Below are 15,815 nucleotides of genomic sequence, written 5' to 3' on the forward strand. Positions count from 1 at the left end.
CACGAAATTGGCACATGCCCACACATGATCGAAGCTCCATCCGGGCTGCCGGACGGAGCTTCGATCAGGAAAGTAGGGAGGTCAGCGCAGTGAGGACCAGCGGTCCTCGTCGCCCCACTGGTCGGTGCGCGCGGGCGCGGGCTGGGCGGGCAGGTTGGCCCAGGTGTCGCCGCTGCCGGTGGACCAGCCGGCGGTGCCCGGCACGCCCACGTCGGACCAGTCGTCCGGGCTCTCCTCGTCGATCGGCAGCGGACGGCCGAACGTCTCCACCAGCCGCGTGACCACCAGGCCCAGCGCGACCACGCCGGCCGCCAGCGCGTAGTGGGAGATGCGCCAGTTGGCCGCGTCCTTGCCGGCGTACCAGATGACCAGGGCCAGCAGGCTGACGCTGAGCAGGGTGCCGAAGACGCCGCCGCGGCGGCCGTACGCGCTCACGCCGCCCACCAGCGCCGCGCCGATGGCCAGGCCGGTCAGCTCGATGCCCTCGGTCGGCACCACGACCTGCTCGGTGGTGCCGTTGAGCGCGGCGAGCAGCACGCCCGCGACGGCCGCGAGCACCGTGGACGTGACCAGGCCGAGCGCCGCGACGGTGCCGCCGAGGCCGCCCCGGCGGTGCGCGGGGTCGCCCACCGGGCGGAACCGCCCGACACCGCGCCGGATCGACCGGATCGAGCCGAGCAGCCCGGCGACGATGGTCAGCGCGGCGAACCCGGCGAACAGGTAGAGCGCCTGGTTGGTCGGGTCGTACTCGCCGGCGACGGTCAGCGGGTCGGGGTGCTTCTGGATCCACACGATCGCGACCAGCGCGGCGGCGAGGCTGCCCGCCCAGCCGGGCACGTGGAAGCCCACCACCAGGATCGCGATGACGAGCCCCAGCCCGGCGGCGAACGCGACGGCCATCCCGGCGGTCGGCACCACGCCGTCGTTGCCGTGCTCGGCGTAGAACAGCGCGGCGGCGGAGGCGACCGGGCCGAGGGCCAGGTTCACCGCCCCGGCGCGCAGCGTCATCGCCGCGCCGAAGCCGAGCAGGCCCAGCGCCGCGGCGAAGACCAGCAGCTCCTGGAGCCGGTCGCCGCTGATCTGGGCGCGGTGGCTGTTGTGCAGCAGGAACCCGAGCACCACGACGCCGAGCAGGAGGACGCCCTCCCAGGCGAAGTGGATGCCGAGCCGGTCGCGGCCGACCTCCCCGTGCGCGGGGTCGTCGAAGACGTCGTCGAGGTTGGCGGCAGGCGTCACCCGCGGCCGGTACTGCACGCCTGTGGCGCCTTCGGCGCGGTGGTCGGAATCCTCACGGAAGCCGTCGCCGCGGAACCGTCGCTGCCCTGTCGCGTCGGTCGCTTCGCTGTCGTAGGCCATGACTCGCGCCTCCCGAGTCGGCTGCCGGTCGCGGGGTACGACACGGCATCACCCGAGGCAACCTACCGGCTTAAACGTGAATGCGACAGTCTTCCCCGGCGATAACCTGCTGCTGGCGTCTCGTGTCGGAAAGTGGTCGCCCGGCCTTCAGTCGATGTCCCGCTTGTCGTCGTCGGGTCGCTCGGGCACCCGGCAGGCCCGCTCCAGCCACAGCCCCGCCGCGATCAGCGCGAGCGAGCAGGACAGCGAGATGACCGCCGGGGGCAGGTCGCGCGCGGCGGCGCTGAGCCGCTGGCCGTCGACGAGCAGCCACAGGGTCAGCCCGGCGGAGAACCCGGCGAAGATCGCCCCGGCCAGCGACGACGCCTTGGCGAGCACCGCGTACCGGGCGACGGCCAGCGGCTCGACCCCCGGCCGGCCGGGCTTGCGGTCGATGCGCGCCCGGGTCTGCTGTGCCAGCGCGAACTCGACGAGGGCGAGCGCGAGCAGGGTGAACGCGGGCAGCCACGGCAGCGGGGGCATGCTGCCGTACCACTCGCTGATGACGAGCCAGGCGATCGCGGCGGAGCCCAGGCCCGCCACGACGAGGGTGGCCGGGTTGGTGGGTTGCAGCCGAGGCTCCGGCGTCGACGGCTGGCTCACTTGGCTCCGCACCCCTCACTACACAGATTGAGGGTCACTCTACTTCGAGCCGCACGGCGGGCAGGGCGGTCATCGCGGCGACCTCGGCCGCCATCGGCTCGGCCAGCACCAGTTCGTTGACCCAGCCGTGGCCGGGCAGCTCCGCGTACGGCTGCACCTCCAGCCACGGGCGCAGCACGAACGCCCGCTGGTGGGCGTGCGGGTGGGGCAGGGTGAGCTCCGGCGTGTCGCGCAGGATCGGCGCGCCGTCGTCGGTCCAGGCCGCGACCAGGTCGACGTCGAGGGTGCGCGGGCTGTAGCGCCGCGCCTGGTGGCGCACCCGCCCGGCCTCGTGCTCGATGCCCTGCGCCGTGAGCAGCCACTGCTCGACCGTCTGCGGGCCGCGCACCAGCAGGGCGGCGTTGTAGTACGCCGGCTGCTCGGTGTCGCCCCACGGCGGCGTCTCGTAGACGCCGCTCACCGCGAGCAGCTCACCCTCCTGGGCGAGCCGCCGCACCGCGAAGCGCAGGTGTTCGGCACGGTCGCCGAGGTTGCTGCCTATCGAGAAGACCACCGCAGTCACGACCGATATTCTCGCAGCGTGGTGGTCGACCTGATGCGCGCGACGCCGCCGATCGTGATGGGGGTTCTCAACGTCACCCCCGACTCCTTCTCCGACGGCGGCCTCTACGACGACCTCGACGCCGCCGTGCGGCACGGGGCCGAGCTGCGCCTGCAGGGCGCCCACCTGGTCGACGTGGGCGGTGAGTCCACCCGGCCGGGTGCGGCGCGCGTCGACGCCGACACCGAGATCAAACGGGTGGTGCCGGTCATCGCCGCGCTCACCGCCGCGGGCGTGCCGGCCAGTGTGGACACCACCCGCGCGGCGGTGGCCGCGGCCGCGATCGAGGCGGGGGCGGCCGTCGTCAACGACGTCTCCGGCGGGCTGGCCGACCCGGCGATGCGCCGCGTGGTCGCCGCGGCCGGCTGCCCGTACGTGGTGATGCACTGGCGCGGGCACTCGGCGGACATGCAGTCGCTGGCCGCGTACGACGACGTGGTCGCGCAGGTGCGCGACGAGCTGTCGCGGCGGGTGGACGAGGCGCTGGCCGCCGGGATCGCCGCCGACCAGATCATCGTCGACCCGGGCCTGGGCTTCGCGAAGACCGCCGCGCACAACTGGGCGCTGACCCGGCACCTCGACGAGCTGATCGCGCTCGGCTTCCCGGTGCTGTTCGCGGCGAGCCGGAAGTCCTATCTGGGGCTGCTGCTCGACGGGCGGCCCGCGCCGGACCGCGACGCCGCCACCACCGCGACCAGCGTGCTCGCGGTCGCCGCGGGCGCCTGGGGGGTACGCGTGCACGACGTGCGCTCGACCGTCGACGCCCTCGCGGTGTGGCGCGCGACCGGCAGCCCCCGGCTGCGCTACGAAGGCTGACCATGGACCTGATCACGCTCACCGGCCTGCGGGTACGCGGCAACCACGGCGTCTTCGACTTCGAGCGGCGCGACGGGCAGGACTTCGTGCTGGACGTGGTGCTCGAACTGGACCTGGCGCCGGCCACCGCCAGCGACGACGTGGCCGACACGGTGCACTACGGCGAGCTGGCCTCACGTCTGGCCGAGATCGTCGCCGGGCCGCCGGTCAATCTGATCGAGACGCTGGCGCGCCGCCTCGTCGATGCCTGCCTCGCCTACGACTTGGTCGCCCGCGCGACGGTCACCGTCCACAAGCCACAGGCGCCGATACCGCTGACCTTCGCCGACGTGAGCGTCACGATGAGCGGCGCAAGGTGACGGCCGGACATCCGACACCCGCCACCACCTGCATGGCTTGTCGCACCGGTGGGGGCACCGTACGCTCTGCTATGGATCGAACACCGGTCCTACACAACAGCAAAACCCCGGCGCTTCACTACTAACTGTGATCGACACGAAGCAGGGTGTCATCGGCCGCATCCCACCGCCGGTGACCTCCATCGGTAAGGCTTAGGCAATTGCAGCGCCGGTCGCGCACCGGGGAGGTACCGAATGATCGCCATGGAGCTGGTCCAGGCGGCGTGGAGCCATGCCACGCCGGCCCTCGACATGATCGCCGACGCGGTCCTGGCGGCCCCGGACCCCAAGGGCAACATCGCGACCAACGACATCCTCACCTTCTTCGCCACCAAGATCTCCCCGATCCTGCTGGCCATCCTCGGCGTGATCTTCATCGGCCGCGCCAGCAAGGGCGAGGTCTCGAAGGTGCTCACCAGCTCGGCAATCGCGATCATCGGCGTGGCGTTCATCGTCGGCGCCGGGGCGCTGCTGCTGGTCGGTGAGAACCTGATCGACATCATGTTCGAGTAGGCGGAACGATGCGGCTGCGTACGGACGACGACATCTATCGGGCCCGCCTTGTCTACCTGGGCCCGCCCGGCTACACCCTCCCGGTGCAGCTGCCGTACGCCCAGTACGGCCTGTTCGTGCTGCTCGTGCCGCTCTACATGGGCATACACTGGCTGTTCACCCAGCAGTTCGAGATCTTCCCCGCGTGGGAGATCGCGCTGGCGATCGTGACCACGTCGTACGTCTTCCGCCACGTCGACCCCGACCGGCCCGCCCGGATGGTCATCCGCACCGCGCTCACCGACTGGAAGCGCACCCGCGAGCCGGTCACCGAGCGCCGTGACCCGCGCCTGGTCGCGCGCCGCGTCGTCGTGCGGCAGGCGATCACATGACCAGCCACGATACCGAGTACGACCTGGACGACGCCGTCTCCGACGTCGTCCCCTCCGTCGAGGGGCCGGCCACCCAGGGGCCGGTCGCCGTGTTCCAGCCGCCCCGGCGCCGCGAACCGGCCGAGCCGGACGCCGCCGCCGACGAGCCCGGGGCCCGCCCCGAGGCGCGCACCGCCGACCTGCGCAGCGACCTGCAGACCGCCGCCGATCGGCGCGCGGCCGAGCTGCGCGCCGCCGCCGACGCCGCCACCCAGGCCCAGCGCGAGCGTGCCGCCTCGGCCCGCCGCGACCCCGAGCCGCCGCCTGCGCCGCCGGCACCGTCCGGTCCCGACATCGAGTCGCCGTTCCTGGAGCTGTTCGACTCCGAGGCGGGCGACCCCGGCTCGGTCGGACGCACCGCCGCGCCGCCGCGCACCCCCGTCCCGCCCACGCGGGGTGGGCCGGGCGCGCGGACCGACGCCCCGACGTCCGGGCGTACCCCCGGCCGCTCCGACAGCCCGCAGGCCGCCGCGATGCGGCGCGCCCCCGAACGGGCCGACGCCCCGCCGGTCGCTCCCCCACCCGTGACGCCACCGCCGACCGCACCGGGGCGGTATGCCGGGGAGGACGACGACGCCACCCAGCCGCGCCGCCCGCGCAACGCGCCGGTCGGCGGCGTCCCCCGCAACGCGCCCGTCAGCGGCGTCCCCCGCAACGCGCCCGTCAGCGGTGTCCCTCGCAGCGCGCCCGTCAGCGGCGTGCCGCGCAGCGGCCCGGAGCGGGCCGAGCCGCGTAACGCGCCGGTCAGCGGTGCCCCGCGCAGCGCACCGGTCAGCGGCGTGCCCGTGAGCGGCGTGCCGGTCAGCGGGGTGCCGATGCGCCCGGCGGCCGAGCCGCGCAACCGCCCGGTCAGCGCCATGCCCGTCAGCTCCGTGCCGGTCAGCACCGTGCCGCTGAGCAGCCGCCCGCTGCCGCCCCGCGGGGCGCCGCAGGCCGCGCCGCGCTCGGCCCCGCCGGACCCCGGCCGCCGCACGCCCGCGCCGAAGAGCCGCGGCAAGCAGGTCAAGCCACCCGCGCCGCCCAAGGCCGCACGCGACCGCGACGCCTCCCAGGAACTCGAGATCACCGAGATCGCCGGTCATCTCACGTTCACTCCACACGCCGTCACCGCCTGGTACGTGCTGCCCGAGGTGCGCTGGGCGTTCCGCCCCGACGCCGAGCGCGAGGCGCTGCTGTCCGCGATCAGCGAGCAGTACGCCGGCCTCGCCGGGTTCCGCCTGCACCTGCGCCGCACCACCCGGCCGTTCCCGGCCGACCAGTGGGCCGCCCAGCTCGACCAGCTCACCCAGCGCCCGCTGCCGCCGGTGCCCGGCGCGCCCGGCTGGGGCGACCACCTGGTCGCCGCCCAGCGCCACCTGCGCGAGATCAACCACAGCGAGGGCCAGACGTTCCTCGGCGTCACCTTCGCCCGCCGCGCCCTCGGCGACTCGTTCAGCGAGAAGGTGCTGCGCGCCTTCGGCAAGGGCACCGCCGACTCCGAGCGCCGCAAGCTCGGCAAGCAGGTCGAGCAGTTCGACGAGGTGCTCGCCGCGTTCGGCATGCGCGGCCAGCGCGCCGCCGCCGGCGAGCTGGAATGGCTGCTCTACCGCTCCGTCGCGCTCGGCATGAGCCCACCGAACATGATCGGCTCGGTCGGCCACGGCCGCTGGGACGGCGGCGACCTGCTCGCCCTCACCGAGCACATCGAGCGCTACCGCACCCCGTACGGCAGCACGGTCAAGCTCGTCAACCGGATGACCGGCGAGGAACGGCACGTCGCCGTGCTCACCGTCGGCCGCATGGAGCCCCTCGACATCCCCGAGCGGCACGAGCCCTGGCTGCACTTCCACGAGCGCCTGCCCTGGCCCATGGAACTGTCGTCGCGGGTGGACATCCTCGGACCCGGCGACAGCTTCCGCAACCTCGAACACCGGCTCCGCATGATCCGCTCGCAGCAGCTGGACTACCTCGAGCACGGCATGGACGCCCCGCCCGAGCTGGAGCGCCTGGCCAGCCGCGCCCTCGTCATGGGCGACGAGATGACCACCGGCCTGCCCGTCGACTCCGCCCGCGCGCACGGCTGGCACCGCATCGCCGTCAGCGGCGCCGACCGCGAGGAATGCCTCGAACGCGCCCGCTCCGTCGTCGCCACCTACAGCCGCGAGCTGCGCGTCGCCCTGCAGCACCCCAAGCAGCAGGACCAGCTCGCCCGCGAGTTCATCCCCGGCGAGCCCGTAGCCAACACCGGCTACCTGCGCCGCATGCCGGTACGCCTGCTCGCCGCCGCGCTGCCCCAGGCCGCGTCCGTCGTCGGTGACCGCCGCGGCGACCTGCTCGGACGCACCGCCGGCACCTGCCGCCGCCCCGTCTTCCTCGACCCGCACTTCCCCATGGAGGTGCGCGAGCGCTCCGGCCTGTCCGTCATGGTCGCCGAACCCGGCGGTGGCAAGTCCACCCTGCTCGGCGCCATGGGCTACCTCAACGCCCGGCGCGGCGTGCAGGTCACCCTGCTCGACCCGTCCGGCCCGCTCGCCCGCCTGGCCTCCATGCCCGAGCTGCGGCCGTACTCCCGCGTGCTCAACCTGACCGGCGGCGAGCAGGGCACCCTCGCGCCGTACTCGCTCATCCCGACACCGCAGCGCACCGAGTTCCCGCCCGGCCCCAACGGCGACCGCGAGTACGAGATCTCCGTCAGCAACGCCCGCGCCGAACGCCGCATGCTCGTGCAGGACATCTGCTCGATGCTCATGCCGCCGCAGGTCGCCCGCGAAGCCTCCACCGCGACGCTGCTCCGGCACGCCGTACGCACCGTCCCCGCCGAGGAGACGGCCACCCTCGACGACGTCGTCCGCTGCCTCGCCGGCATCGACGACACCGGCCGCGAACTGGCCAACCTGCTGCTCGACACCGCCGAGATGCCGCTCGCACTGCTGTTCTTCGGCAGCCCGCCCGGCGACCTGCTCAGCACCGACGCCGCGCTCACCGTCATCACCATGTCCGGGCTGCGCCTGCCCGACCTGAAGATCGAACGCGAGTACTGGTCCGCCGAAGAGGCCCTCGCCCTGCCGATGCTGCACACCGCGCACCGGCTCGCCGTGCGGCGCTGCTACTCCGGCGACATGCACCAGCGCAAGCTCGTCGGACTCGACGAGGCCCACTTCATGGAGGGCTGGCGGTCCGGGCGGTCGTTCCTGGTCCGGCTCGCGCGCGACAGCCGCAAGTGGAACCTCGCGGCGCTCGTCGCCTCGCAGAACCCGAAGGATATCCTCGGGCTGGACGTGCAGAACCTCGTGTCGACCGTGTTCGTCGGCCGGATCGCGCAGGACCCGGAGATCGCCTCCGAGGCGCTGCGGCTGCTGCGGGTGCCGACCGACGTGGGGTACGAGGCCGTGCTCGCGTCGCTGTCCGCGCCGGACGCCAACAGCGCAGGTCGGCTCGGGTACCGCGAGTTCGTGCTGCGGGACGTCGACAGCCGGGTGCAGCGGGTCCGGGTCGACGTGTCGTACGTGGCCGGGCTGCTGGAGACCCTCGACACGACCCCGACGGGGCAGGCGGCAGGCCAGGGAGGCAAGCGGTGAAGCGGTTCGCCTCCGCCGTCCTGGCCGCTGCGGTGCTCGGGCTGGGCACGCTGTTCGCCGCCCCGGCGCAGGCCGTCGCGGTCGAGCCGGCCGCGGCTGCCGTGGCGCCGGGGGACAAGCTGTGCTCGCTGGAGGAGTGGACCAAGCGCGGGATCGATGAGTGCGTGAGCCGGTTGCAGGAGGTGAGCGCGGCACGCATCCAGTGCGTGAGCGCCCCCAACCCGGCCGCCCCCGACTCCGGCCTCGGCGGCTGGTTCGTCGGCAAGCCCACCTGGGCGACCAGTGCAGGTGGTGGCAGCCATCTGCTCTACAGCAAGTACGGCTACGCGGGGTACGACTACACCACCTACGACATCAACTGCGTGCAGACCGTCATGCACCCGGACTACAAGCTGGAGAACACGATCGCCAACGGCGAGTTCATGCTCGCCGCCGGAATCGTCGGTCTCTCCAACGCGCTCCGGGAACGGGCATGGGCTCCCAGCGAGATGTGGGGCTGGGCGGACCCGCTGGTCGAGAAGGCGACGACCGCGCTCTACAAGCAGGTTTTCAGCGTCTTCGGCGTGATCACGCTGGCCGTGATCGGCGTCTACCTGCTATGGCGCTCGCGCCAGGCGCAGATGTCCATGGCACTCACCACGGTGGGTTGGGCGATTCTGGTGATGGTCGGTGTGACGGCTATTGCCAGCTGGCCGGTCCAGTCCGCCAAGGCGGCGGATGGCACCTTGGTGGGTGTCCTGAGTGTGGTTCACGGCGCGCTCGGGCCGCAGGCAGCCGAGTCAACCGTGTGTGACGATCCCACGCCCGGCGCATGTGAGGACCGTCGGCCACCTGCAGTGCGCGCTGGCGACACCGCCGTGCAGGCCCTTCTCTACCGCAACTGGCTGCGCGGGGCATTGGGGTCGGCAGACAGCGAAACGGCGCGCAAGTATGGCCCTGCGCTTTATCGCGCGAAGTCTTTGAGCTGGCTCGACGTCGAGAAGATCCAAGACGATCCTTCGAGGCGGGACGGCATCATCCGTGCCAAGCAGAGCGACTGGATGAAGGTCGCGGAGCAGATCAAGACTGAGGACCCCGAGGCCTACCAGTATCTGCAGGGAACCAAGGGCATGGAGCGGATCGGGGCGGGGTTCGTCGCGATCCTCTCGGCGCTCAGCTACGCCGCGTTCGACGTCGTCGCGTCCCTGCTTGTTCTGCTGGGCTTCCTGGTCATCCGGTGGGCGGTCATCGCGGCCCCCGCGCTTGGCACCATAGGTATGCTGCGCCCTGCCAGCGCAGGACTGCGCCGACTGGTGAACGCGGTGCTCGCGGCGCTGTTCAACGTTCTGATCTTCGGCACCGGCGCGGCCGTCTACCTGTTCGCAGTTGACCTGATCATGAGCACGTCCTCGCTGCCTGGCTGGTTGCAGGTGACGCTTGTGCTGCTCTGCGGTGTCGTGGGCTGGATCCTGCTGCGCCCGTATCGGCGGATCACCCAGCTCGGCGGCAACAGCAGCGGCACTTCGCTGCTGACCGCGCGGCCGTCTGCGGCGCCCGCCGCCGCGGCGTCCAACGACCGCAGCCCGGCCACCGTCGGCGCGCCAGGCAGCACCGCACCTTCGACCGTGCCTGAGGCGCGGCCGGAACTTGCGGTCACCGCCGAGGATCCAGCCACTGTTGTGCGGGCCGAGGTTCGCGGTGGCGGCGATCCAGTGCGGTCCGAGGCTTGGCGCTCGCCGGACGTGCCGGAGGGTTCACCGGCCTACGCGGTCTACCGTCCCGCCTCGGTGCCCCAGCAGGCGTCGACCCGTGCCGAGGCGCGCTCGGAGAGCACGACCGAGCAGCCGGCACCGAGCCGATCAGAGACCTGGGCGGAGCGGAGTTAGCCATGCTGTCCCGAATTCCTCTACGGCCCCGCACCGTGGTGGCGCTCGGGCTGGCCGCCTTGGTCGCGATCATCGTCGGGTTGGGAAAGCTCCTGGGCGGGCCCGCGGAGCCGGTCGACTTCTCGGCTCAGCCTCCGCCTGCGCCCAGCCAGGTCGATCCCACCCACGGCGACGACGGCGTGGTCGAGCACGACCCGTCGCCGAGCCCGGTGACGCCGACCAACGGCGCCCAGGCGATGTCGGTGGCGAACAAGTTCGCCCAGCAATGGATCAAGCATGACCGCAGCGCCGGTGCCTGGTTGGACGCGCTGCGACCACACAGCACCGAAACCCTCGTTGCAGAGCTGGACGGCGTCGACCCGGCGGGTGTCCCGGCCGACCGCATCACCGGTGACGCTCGGATGGAAGCCTTCGCGGCGACGTACGTCGAGGTCGTTGTACCGATCGACGCCGGGCTGCTGCGTTTGCGCATGGTTACCGAGCATGGCCGCTGGCTGGTGGACGGCATCGACTGGGAGCGGGTATGAGCAGCCCGCCGTCGCTCACCGCGCCCCTTCGCGACAAGGGGCGCAAGCTGGTGCGGCCTGGCGTGATCGTCGCGGTGACCGCCGCGCTCGGCATGCTGTGCTGTGGCGGGGCGGTCGTCGCCGTGATCTTCGGCGACCTGGCTACAAGTCCTTCGCCATTGGCAAACGCCATGGGCTGCGGCACCACCAAGACGATCCGCGTCACAGGGGAGTTCCCCCGCATCGGCCCGTACAGCGAAGAGAAGATCCGCAACGCGGCAATCATCATCAAGACGGGTCAGGAGCTCAAGCTGCCGCCGCGCGGCTGGGTGATCGCGGTGGCCACGGCGATGCAGGAGAGCAGCCTCACCAACCACGGCCACCTCGGCGATCGGAACGACCACGACTCGCTCGGGCTGTTCCAGCAGCGGCCGAGCCAGGGCTGGGGTACTCCCGAACAGATCATGGATCCGGTCTACTCATCGACGAAGTTCTACAAGAAGCTCGTGAAGGTCAAGGATTGGGAGAGCCTGCCGCTCACTGTCGCCGCGCAGCGAGTGCAGATCAGTGCCTATCCCAACGCGTATGCCAAGCACGAGCCGCTCGCGACCCGGATCGTCAACGAGCTGGCTGACGGCGCGGCCCGCGCGGTGGTCGTCGGTAACGAGCTAAAGTGCGCCGAGTTCGGCCAGATCGCGGCCTCCGGCTGGACCGCGCCGGTCGGCGCGAACGTCGTCTCGGGGTACCGCACCGCCTCCCGCCCCGGCCACAATGGCGTCGACCTGGGCGCAGCACGGCACACGCCTATTCGCGCGGCCTCCGCCGGCGTGGTTATCGTCAGCAAGTGCGACGTCGGCGGTTGCGACCGCGAAGGTTCCCTGACCACTCCTGGCTGCGGCTGGTACGTCGATATCCTGCACGCCGGTCAAGTCATCACGCGCTACTGCCACATGCAGAGCCGACCGCTGGTTCGCGTAGGCGAGCGGGTCAGCGCCGGGCAGAACCTCGGTTTCGTCGGCAACAGTGGCCACTCCTCCGGTCCGCACCTACACTTCCAGGTCCACCTCAACGGTGACCGCAGGTCGCGGACCGGCACGATCGACCCGGTGCCGTTCATGGCCAGCAAGGGCGCTGCGCTGGGAGAGGAGAGCGACTCGGCATGACCGAGGCAGACTTCGCGGCGTGGGCTGCCGAATGGCGTACCCCGCCGGCGCCGATCGTGCCGGTTCCCGCGTTGACGGTGATCAGTTCTGGAGGCGTGCTGCGCGGAGCGCGAGTGATGATCGGCCTACCAGGACACGGCTGGCGAACTGGCATGCGTGGAGACTCGATGGTCCGCCAGGGAGCGCGCAGCCTGATCCCGGTGCTATCTGAAGCCGAGTGGTATCGCGCCGAGCGCGAGCGGGTCGAGGTCTTCGCCGCTTTAGTGCCTGTTGAGCGGGTCTGGGTCGAGACGATCAGCACCACCGCCGAACGGACCAATAACGTCGACGGCCTAAATCTCGTATCACTCGACTCACCTCCGACCAGGGTCGCTGTACCCGCCGAGGCACTTGCCGCCCAGGGGACTGGTCAACTCATGGGTCGGCGCCTCGTGCAAACCAGCCCCGACGGGGAACAGCGTGGCCTCCGAGCCGTTACCGAGGCGCACACTGGCCCTGAAGGCACACCGCAGGTCAGGATTGCGCAGGAGCACGACTGGTACCGCTGGGCTGCGACGGGCCAGGCGCCCGCTACGCGCGCGGTTCCGCTCACCGAGCTATGGCTTGAGTGACAGATGGCGTTGGGCTCGGCGAGCCAGCTGAAGTGCTGAGCCTAGAGCCGCCGCACACTCTCCAGCCGTCATCTTCGACGACGCTGAAGTCCCAGCGTTCCACACGTTCGCTTGTCACCTCGCCATCCTTGGTGCCGGTTATCACAAGGTCGGTTTGCAGAACGTCCCCCTCGGTGGACGAGCGCTGCTGAAACGCCCCCCAGTCCACGAGGATGGTCACCCCGAAATCGCGCTCGCGGCGGTCGAGCTCCTCACGCAGCTGCCTGACAATGTCTAGCTGGCTCGCGTCATCGCATGTATATAGGTCAGCACCGACGGCGTCCTTCTCCACCAACGCCGCACGGAGGTATGCGTCCAGCACGACCTTGGGGTTGCTGCGATCAATCTTTGTGGCTTCGTGGTAGGTCAGCACTGCGGTAATCGCTCCCCCGATACCGCCGATCGCGACAATGATCGCCAGCACCAACAAAATCTTTCGCCACTTCGCCGACCGCGACATGGAGGCCATTCTCGCGCACCGGCTCCAGGAGGACAGCCTGCTTCGGCGTGTCGCAACCTTGCGCGGCCGCACTGCTGCGCCTACCGACGCGCTCGCCTCCTCGACACCACCATCGCAAGAACGAGAACTATGACGAAGGCACCCATCATGATCGGGACCAGAGCTCTCGGCCATGAGATCTCCCGCTCTGGCTGGGGTGAGTAGCTTGACGCTGTCGCATCGAGACTGGGTGACGGCGCTAGCGACTGGGGCATAACGTCCTTCGTGAGCGCGGCGAGCACGTCGACGATCCCGTAGCCGTACTCGCCGTCCGGGCCACGGAAGCCCTTGTCGATTGCCGTGGCCGTCAGACGGTGAATGACGTCCGCGGCCGACAGGTCGGGAAACTTGGCTCGGATTAGCGCGGCAGCCCCCGCCACCAGCGCCGTCGAGCTGGACGTACCAGTGGTGACGCCCCACTTCGCGCCTGGGTAGGTGCTGGAGATCTCGTCGCAGGGAGCGGCGAGCAAAGTTTCAGCTCCGCTGACGGAGATCTTGGAGTGGCCCCCCTTCCGATCGACACCGCCGACAGCCACGACACCTGAGATACGCGCCAGATGGCTCATCCTCGTTGACTCGCTCCGATTGCCTGTTGGGGCGACAACGACGATGTCGGCGGCGAGCGCCGCCTCCACAGCCTCCCGCACGACGATGTCGTCATCGAGAACCATCCGCGATATGGAGATGACGTCAACCTGCTGCTCTGTAGCCCAAATGATGCCTCGAGCTAGCCCTCCACCGCCGGATGAACTCACCGAAGTCCGCACAGGAAGGATTTTCGCCGCAGGTGCGACACCTTTGACCCGGCCGTGCGCGACGATCAAGCCAGCCATCGCTGTGCCATGCCCATAGCTGTCGGTACGGCCGTCTCCAGGACCTTCTTCAGTGAAGTCCGCACCCGTCAACACGGAACCCGCAAGGTCGGGGTGAGCGGCGTCGACGCCGGTGTCGATCACCGCGACCGTGACCCCCGCTCCCTCGGTAAGCCGATGTGCAGCGGAAATTTTCATCAGTGCGTGGAACCACTGGCCGTCGCTGATCTGATCAGCAGCGGCCGGTGTGGCCACACCCACGAACATGGCAGTGACCGCCATGGCCACAGCGAGCTTGGCCGGACGGTGGAAGACGCTCATGAAACTCCTCGCCGGATAGTCACGATCGGCGCCTGCTCAGTGGAGTTGCCGGCTAGCCGCCAGGGCATAGCCGTCTCGGTGAACCACTCGCGGAATTCGTCAGGATCCGGCTCAATCGCCGCCGATTCGGGGCTGGTACCCGGTCCGGGCTCGATCACTGCTGGCCCACCTTGCGACACCTCCCAGCGAGTCCTGGCTGACTGCCGGTAGTTACCGCTCCCGTCTGCGCCACGACCCGCCATCGGCCCGCCCATGGGCATCGGCATAGGCATCATGCCTCCCGTCCCGGCGACAGGGCCGAGTCCTTGCCCACCTGCGCCCGGCCTCGGTGACATCGGCATGACATACCCGGTTGTGACTGAACCGCTTGGCATGACATACGCACCGCCACCCCGTGCATATTCGCTTCCGGGAAATATTGGCAGAGCCGACGGGGTGCCACCGGAGATGCCGGGCACCGGCAATCCGCTCAGCACCGGCCCTGGTTCTACAGGTGCGTCGGTTGGAGGTGGCTCAGCTGTTCCTGGGGGTGTGACACCGCTGCCGTTCGGAGTAGGGGACGGCCCAGCCACGTGTAGTCCGCTCATGGTGGAACCCCCTGACCCGATTCGCGCGCCACGTGGCCTGCGCGGGTCGGGGTTGGGCTGCAGCGCTGGCAGCGGGCTGGCCGTGGGTTCCGTCGGATCCGGCACGATGATGTTCGTACGGTGATCGCGAACCACGGCGTCGGTCGAGATCATGATCTCGCGTGCCCGCTCGTTCAACGTGTCGGCCTTACTGTGCCACGCTCGCGGATCCGTACGGGTCACGCCCAGCCACTTGTTGGCGATCGGCTCCATCGCCCGCTTCGCCGCCGCCATCGCCGCCAGCACGCCGTCAGTGCCCCGAGCAGTTGTTTCGGCTGCCAGCGCATCGGCACGCAGTGCCCTGACAAGCCAGTCGATCCTGCCGAGGGCGGCGGCCGCGGCCGGACTCTGACCGCCCGACCAGGCCGTCGCGAGCCGTTCTCGGAGCCGGACAAGGTCATCGGCCTGGGCGTTCAAGAGATCGGCCTGCCGGGCGATGGCCCGTGCCTGCTCCCACGTCTCCTCATGGTCGAGGCAGCTGAGGCTGTCCCAGATCCGCGGCACGTCGTAGTCGTTCCAGTCAACGGGCGGGGCCTGCCACCGGGGCTGCGGTGGCAGCACCGGTCCGCCCGGCTCCGTGACCGGCTTGCGCGCGACGAGCATCCGCAGCTCGTCTGGGTTCGAGTCACCCATCACACGTCCGCCCCGCGTCCTTGACGCTGGCGCAGCGCGGCCTGCTCAGCCCGCTTCGCCGATGCGCTGATCTCCCGCTCCAGCACCTTGAGCGCCGCTGCAGCCTGATCATCGGCTTCGGTGTAGTTGGTCAGCACCTGTTCGAGCGCGACGGCAAGCGCCTGCCCGAGCCGCAGCTGCCGCTCGGCGTTGTCGCGATGACGGTGCAGGGCCGCCCACAGCGCGTTGCGTGCCGCCTGGGTCTCGCCGCTGGGCGAGAACCACCCGAACAGCACCCCGCGCTCGACCTCGCGGGCGAACCCGCCGAGCCCCGACGCGAGGCCCCCGTCGGCCTGTATCCGCAGGTCCGCACTGACCCTCTTGACCTCGACCATGTCCACTGCCAGCGGTTTCATCGGCGTCTCCGCCATGCCCACCTCCCCATGAGCAGTGACGTACGTCAGCACG

16 protein-coding genes are annotated in these 15,815 nt (G+C 70.7%); 9 read left to right on the forward strand and 7 right to left on the reverse strand.

Annotated elements, in window-relative coordinates; all coding sequences use genetic code 11:
* Positions 1 to 81: 81 nt before the first annotated feature.
* From AB0J67_RS06630 to folK, 3 genes are all read right to left on the reverse strand, one after another.
* Positions 82 to 1,356: an ABC transporter permease gene (locus tag AB0J67_RS06630; RefSeq protein ID WP_363477009.1), complete on the reverse strand. Its 1,275-nt coding sequence runs from the start codon at positions 1,354 to 1,356 to the stop codon at positions 82 to 84.
* Between the two features lie 147 nt (positions 1,357 to 1,503).
* Positions 1,504 to 1,998 carry a DUF3180 domain-containing protein gene (locus AB0J67_RS06635; protein WP_363477012.1) on the reverse strand — a complete coding sequence of 165 codons (495 nt, stop codon included), beginning with the start codon at positions 1,996 to 1,998 and terminating at the stop codon, positions 1,504 to 1,506.
* 34 nt (positions 1,999 to 2,032) lie between these two features.
* On the reverse strand, positions 2,033 to 2,560 hold the full coding sequence (gene folK, locus AB0J67_RS06640) for a 2-amino-4-hydroxy-6-hydroxymethyldihydropteridine diphosphokinase (protein ID WP_363477015.1): 528 nt from the start codon (positions 2,558 to 2,560) through the stop codon (positions 2,033 to 2,035).
* Between the two features lie 21 nt (positions 2,561 to 2,581).
* Between folK and folP the strand changes: the two genes are divergently transcribed.
* The 9 genes from folP to AB0J67_RS06685 all read left to right on the forward strand — a co-directional run bounded on the left by folP (position 2,582) and on the right by AB0J67_RS06685 (position 12,438).
* The gene (folP, locus tag AB0J67_RS06645) at positions 2,582 to 3,415 is read left to right on the forward strand and encodes a dihydropteroate synthase (RefSeq protein ID WP_363477107.1); all 834 of its coding nucleotides are present in this window, start codon (positions 2,582 to 2,584) and stop codon (positions 3,413 to 3,415) included.
* 2 nt (positions 3,416 to 3,417) lie between these two features.
* Positions 3,418 to 3,774: a dihydroneopterin aldolase gene (gene folB, locus AB0J67_RS06650; protein ID WP_363477018.1), complete on the forward strand. Its 357-nt coding sequence runs from the start codon at positions 3,418 to 3,420 to the stop codon at positions 3,772 to 3,774.
* A 234-nt stretch (positions 3,775 to 4,008) separates the two neighbouring features.
* Positions 4,009 to 4,326, forward strand: coding sequence for a hypothetical protein (locus AB0J67_RS06655; protein WP_363477021.1), 318 nt, complete (start codon positions 4,009 to 4,011; stop codon positions 4,324 to 4,326).
* Between the two features lie 8 nt (positions 4,327 to 4,334).
* The gene (locus AB0J67_RS06660) at positions 4,335 to 4,697 is read left to right on the forward strand and encodes a hypothetical protein (protein ID WP_363477024.1); all 363 of its coding nucleotides are present in this window, start codon (positions 4,335 to 4,337) and stop codon (positions 4,695 to 4,697) included.
* Positions 4,694 to 8,293, forward strand: a complete 3,600-nt coding sequence (locus AB0J67_RS06665) for an ATP-binding protein (protein ID WP_363477027.1) — start codon at positions 4,694 to 4,696, stop codon at positions 8,291 to 8,293. Before AB0J67_RS06660 ends, AB0J67_RS06665 begins: the two co-directional genes overlap by 4 nt.
* 101 nt (positions 8,294 to 8,394) lie before the next feature.
* Positions 8,395 to 10,158 (forward strand): DMT family transporter, encoded by a 1,764-nt coding sequence (locus tag AB0J67_RS06670; RefSeq protein ID WP_363477110.1) that lies wholly within the window; start codon positions 8,395 to 8,397, stop codon positions 10,156 to 10,158.
* 35 nt (positions 10,159 to 10,193) lie between these two features.
* Positions 10,194 to 10,685, forward strand: coding sequence for a hypothetical protein (locus tag AB0J67_RS06675; RefSeq protein ID WP_363477030.1), 492 nt, complete (start codon positions 10,194 to 10,196; stop codon positions 10,683 to 10,685).
* The gene (locus AB0J67_RS06680) at positions 10,682 to 11,827 is read left to right on the forward strand and encodes a M23 family metallopeptidase (protein WP_363477033.1); all 1,146 of its coding nucleotides are present in this window, start codon (positions 10,682 to 10,684) and stop codon (positions 11,825 to 11,827) included. The genes AB0J67_RS06675 and AB0J67_RS06680 overlap by 4 nt, the downstream gene beginning before the upstream one ends.
* Entirely contained in the window at positions 11,824 to 12,438 is a 615-nt protein-coding gene (locus AB0J67_RS06685) for a hypothetical protein (protein WP_363477036.1), read from the forward strand. Before AB0J67_RS06680 ends, AB0J67_RS06685 begins: the two co-directional genes overlap by 4 nt.
* Here AB0J67_RS06685 and AB0J67_RS06690 read toward each other — a convergent pair.
* From AB0J67_RS06690 to AB0J67_RS06705, 4 genes are all read right to left on the reverse strand, one after another.
* Positions 12,416 to 12,937 carry a hypothetical protein gene (locus tag AB0J67_RS06690; RefSeq protein ID WP_363477039.1) on the reverse strand — a complete coding sequence of 174 codons (522 nt, stop codon included), beginning with the start codon at positions 12,935 to 12,937 and terminating at the stop codon, positions 12,416 to 12,418. The two genes, AB0J67_RS06685 and AB0J67_RS06690, sit on opposite strands and share 23 nt — an antisense overlap.
* Before the next feature lie 80 nt (positions 12,938 to 13,017).
* Complete coding sequence (locus AB0J67_RS06695) at positions 13,018 to 14,109, reverse strand: S8 family serine peptidase (RefSeq protein WP_363477042.1); 1,092 nt, start codon at positions 14,107 to 14,109, stop codon at positions 13,018 to 13,020.
* Positions 14,106 to 15,368 (reverse strand): hypothetical protein, encoded by a 1,263-nt coding sequence (locus AB0J67_RS06700; RefSeq protein WP_363477045.1) that lies wholly within the window; start codon positions 15,366 to 15,368, stop codon positions 14,106 to 14,108. Before AB0J67_RS06700 ends, AB0J67_RS06695 begins: the two co-directional genes overlap by 4 nt.
* Entirely contained in the window at positions 15,368 to 15,814 is a 447-nt protein-coding gene (locus AB0J67_RS06705) for a hypothetical protein (RefSeq protein ID WP_363477048.1), read from the reverse strand. The genes AB0J67_RS06700 and AB0J67_RS06705 overlap by 1 nt, the downstream gene beginning before the upstream one ends.
* Position 15,815 lies beyond the last annotated feature (1 nt).

The sequence above is a fragment of the Catellatospora sp. NPDC049609 genome, assembly GCF_040675365.1.
In the GTDB taxonomy this organism is placed as follows: domain Bacteria; phylum Actinomycetota; class Actinomycetes; order Mycobacteriales; family Micromonosporaceae; genus Catellatospora.

Coding starts and splice junctions, on each gene's coding strand:
- AB0J67_RS06700 (WP_363477045.1), bottom strand. CDS start 15,368: ATGGGTGACTCGAACCCAGACGAGCTGCGGATGCTCGTCGCGCGCAAG.
- folB (WP_363477018.1), top strand. CDS start 3,418: ATGGACCTGATCACGCTCACCGGCCTGCGGGTACGCGGCAACCACGGC.
- AB0J67_RS06690 (WP_363477039.1), bottom strand. CDS start 12,937: ATGTCGCGGTCGGCGAAGTGGCGAAAGATTTTGTTGGTGCTGGCGATC.
- AB0J67_RS06665 (WP_363477027.1), top strand. CDS start 4,694: ATGACCAGCCACGATACCGAGTACGACCTGGACGACGCCGTCTCCGAC.
- AB0J67_RS06685 (WP_363477036.1), top strand. CDS start 11,824: ATGACCGAGGCAGACTTCGCGGCGTGGGCTGCCGAATGGCGTACCCCG.
- AB0J67_RS06630 (WP_363477009.1), bottom strand. CDS start 1,356: ATGGCCTACGACAGCGAAGCGACCGACGCGACAGGGCAGCGACGGTTC.
- AB0J67_RS06695 (WP_363477042.1), bottom strand. CDS start 14,109: ATGAGCGTCTTCCACCGTCCGGCCAAGCTCGCTGTGGCCATGGCGGTC.
- AB0J67_RS06655 (WP_363477021.1), top strand. CDS start 4,009: ATGATCGCCATGGAGCTGGTCCAGGCGGCGTGGAGCCATGCCACGCCG.
- AB0J67_RS06660 (WP_363477024.1), top strand. CDS start 4,335: ATGCGGCTGCGTACGGACGACGACATCTATCGGGCCCGCCTTGTCTAC.
- AB0J67_RS06680 (WP_363477033.1), top strand. CDS start 10,682: ATGAGCAGCCCGCCGTCGCTCACCGCGCCCCTTCGCGACAAGGGGCGC.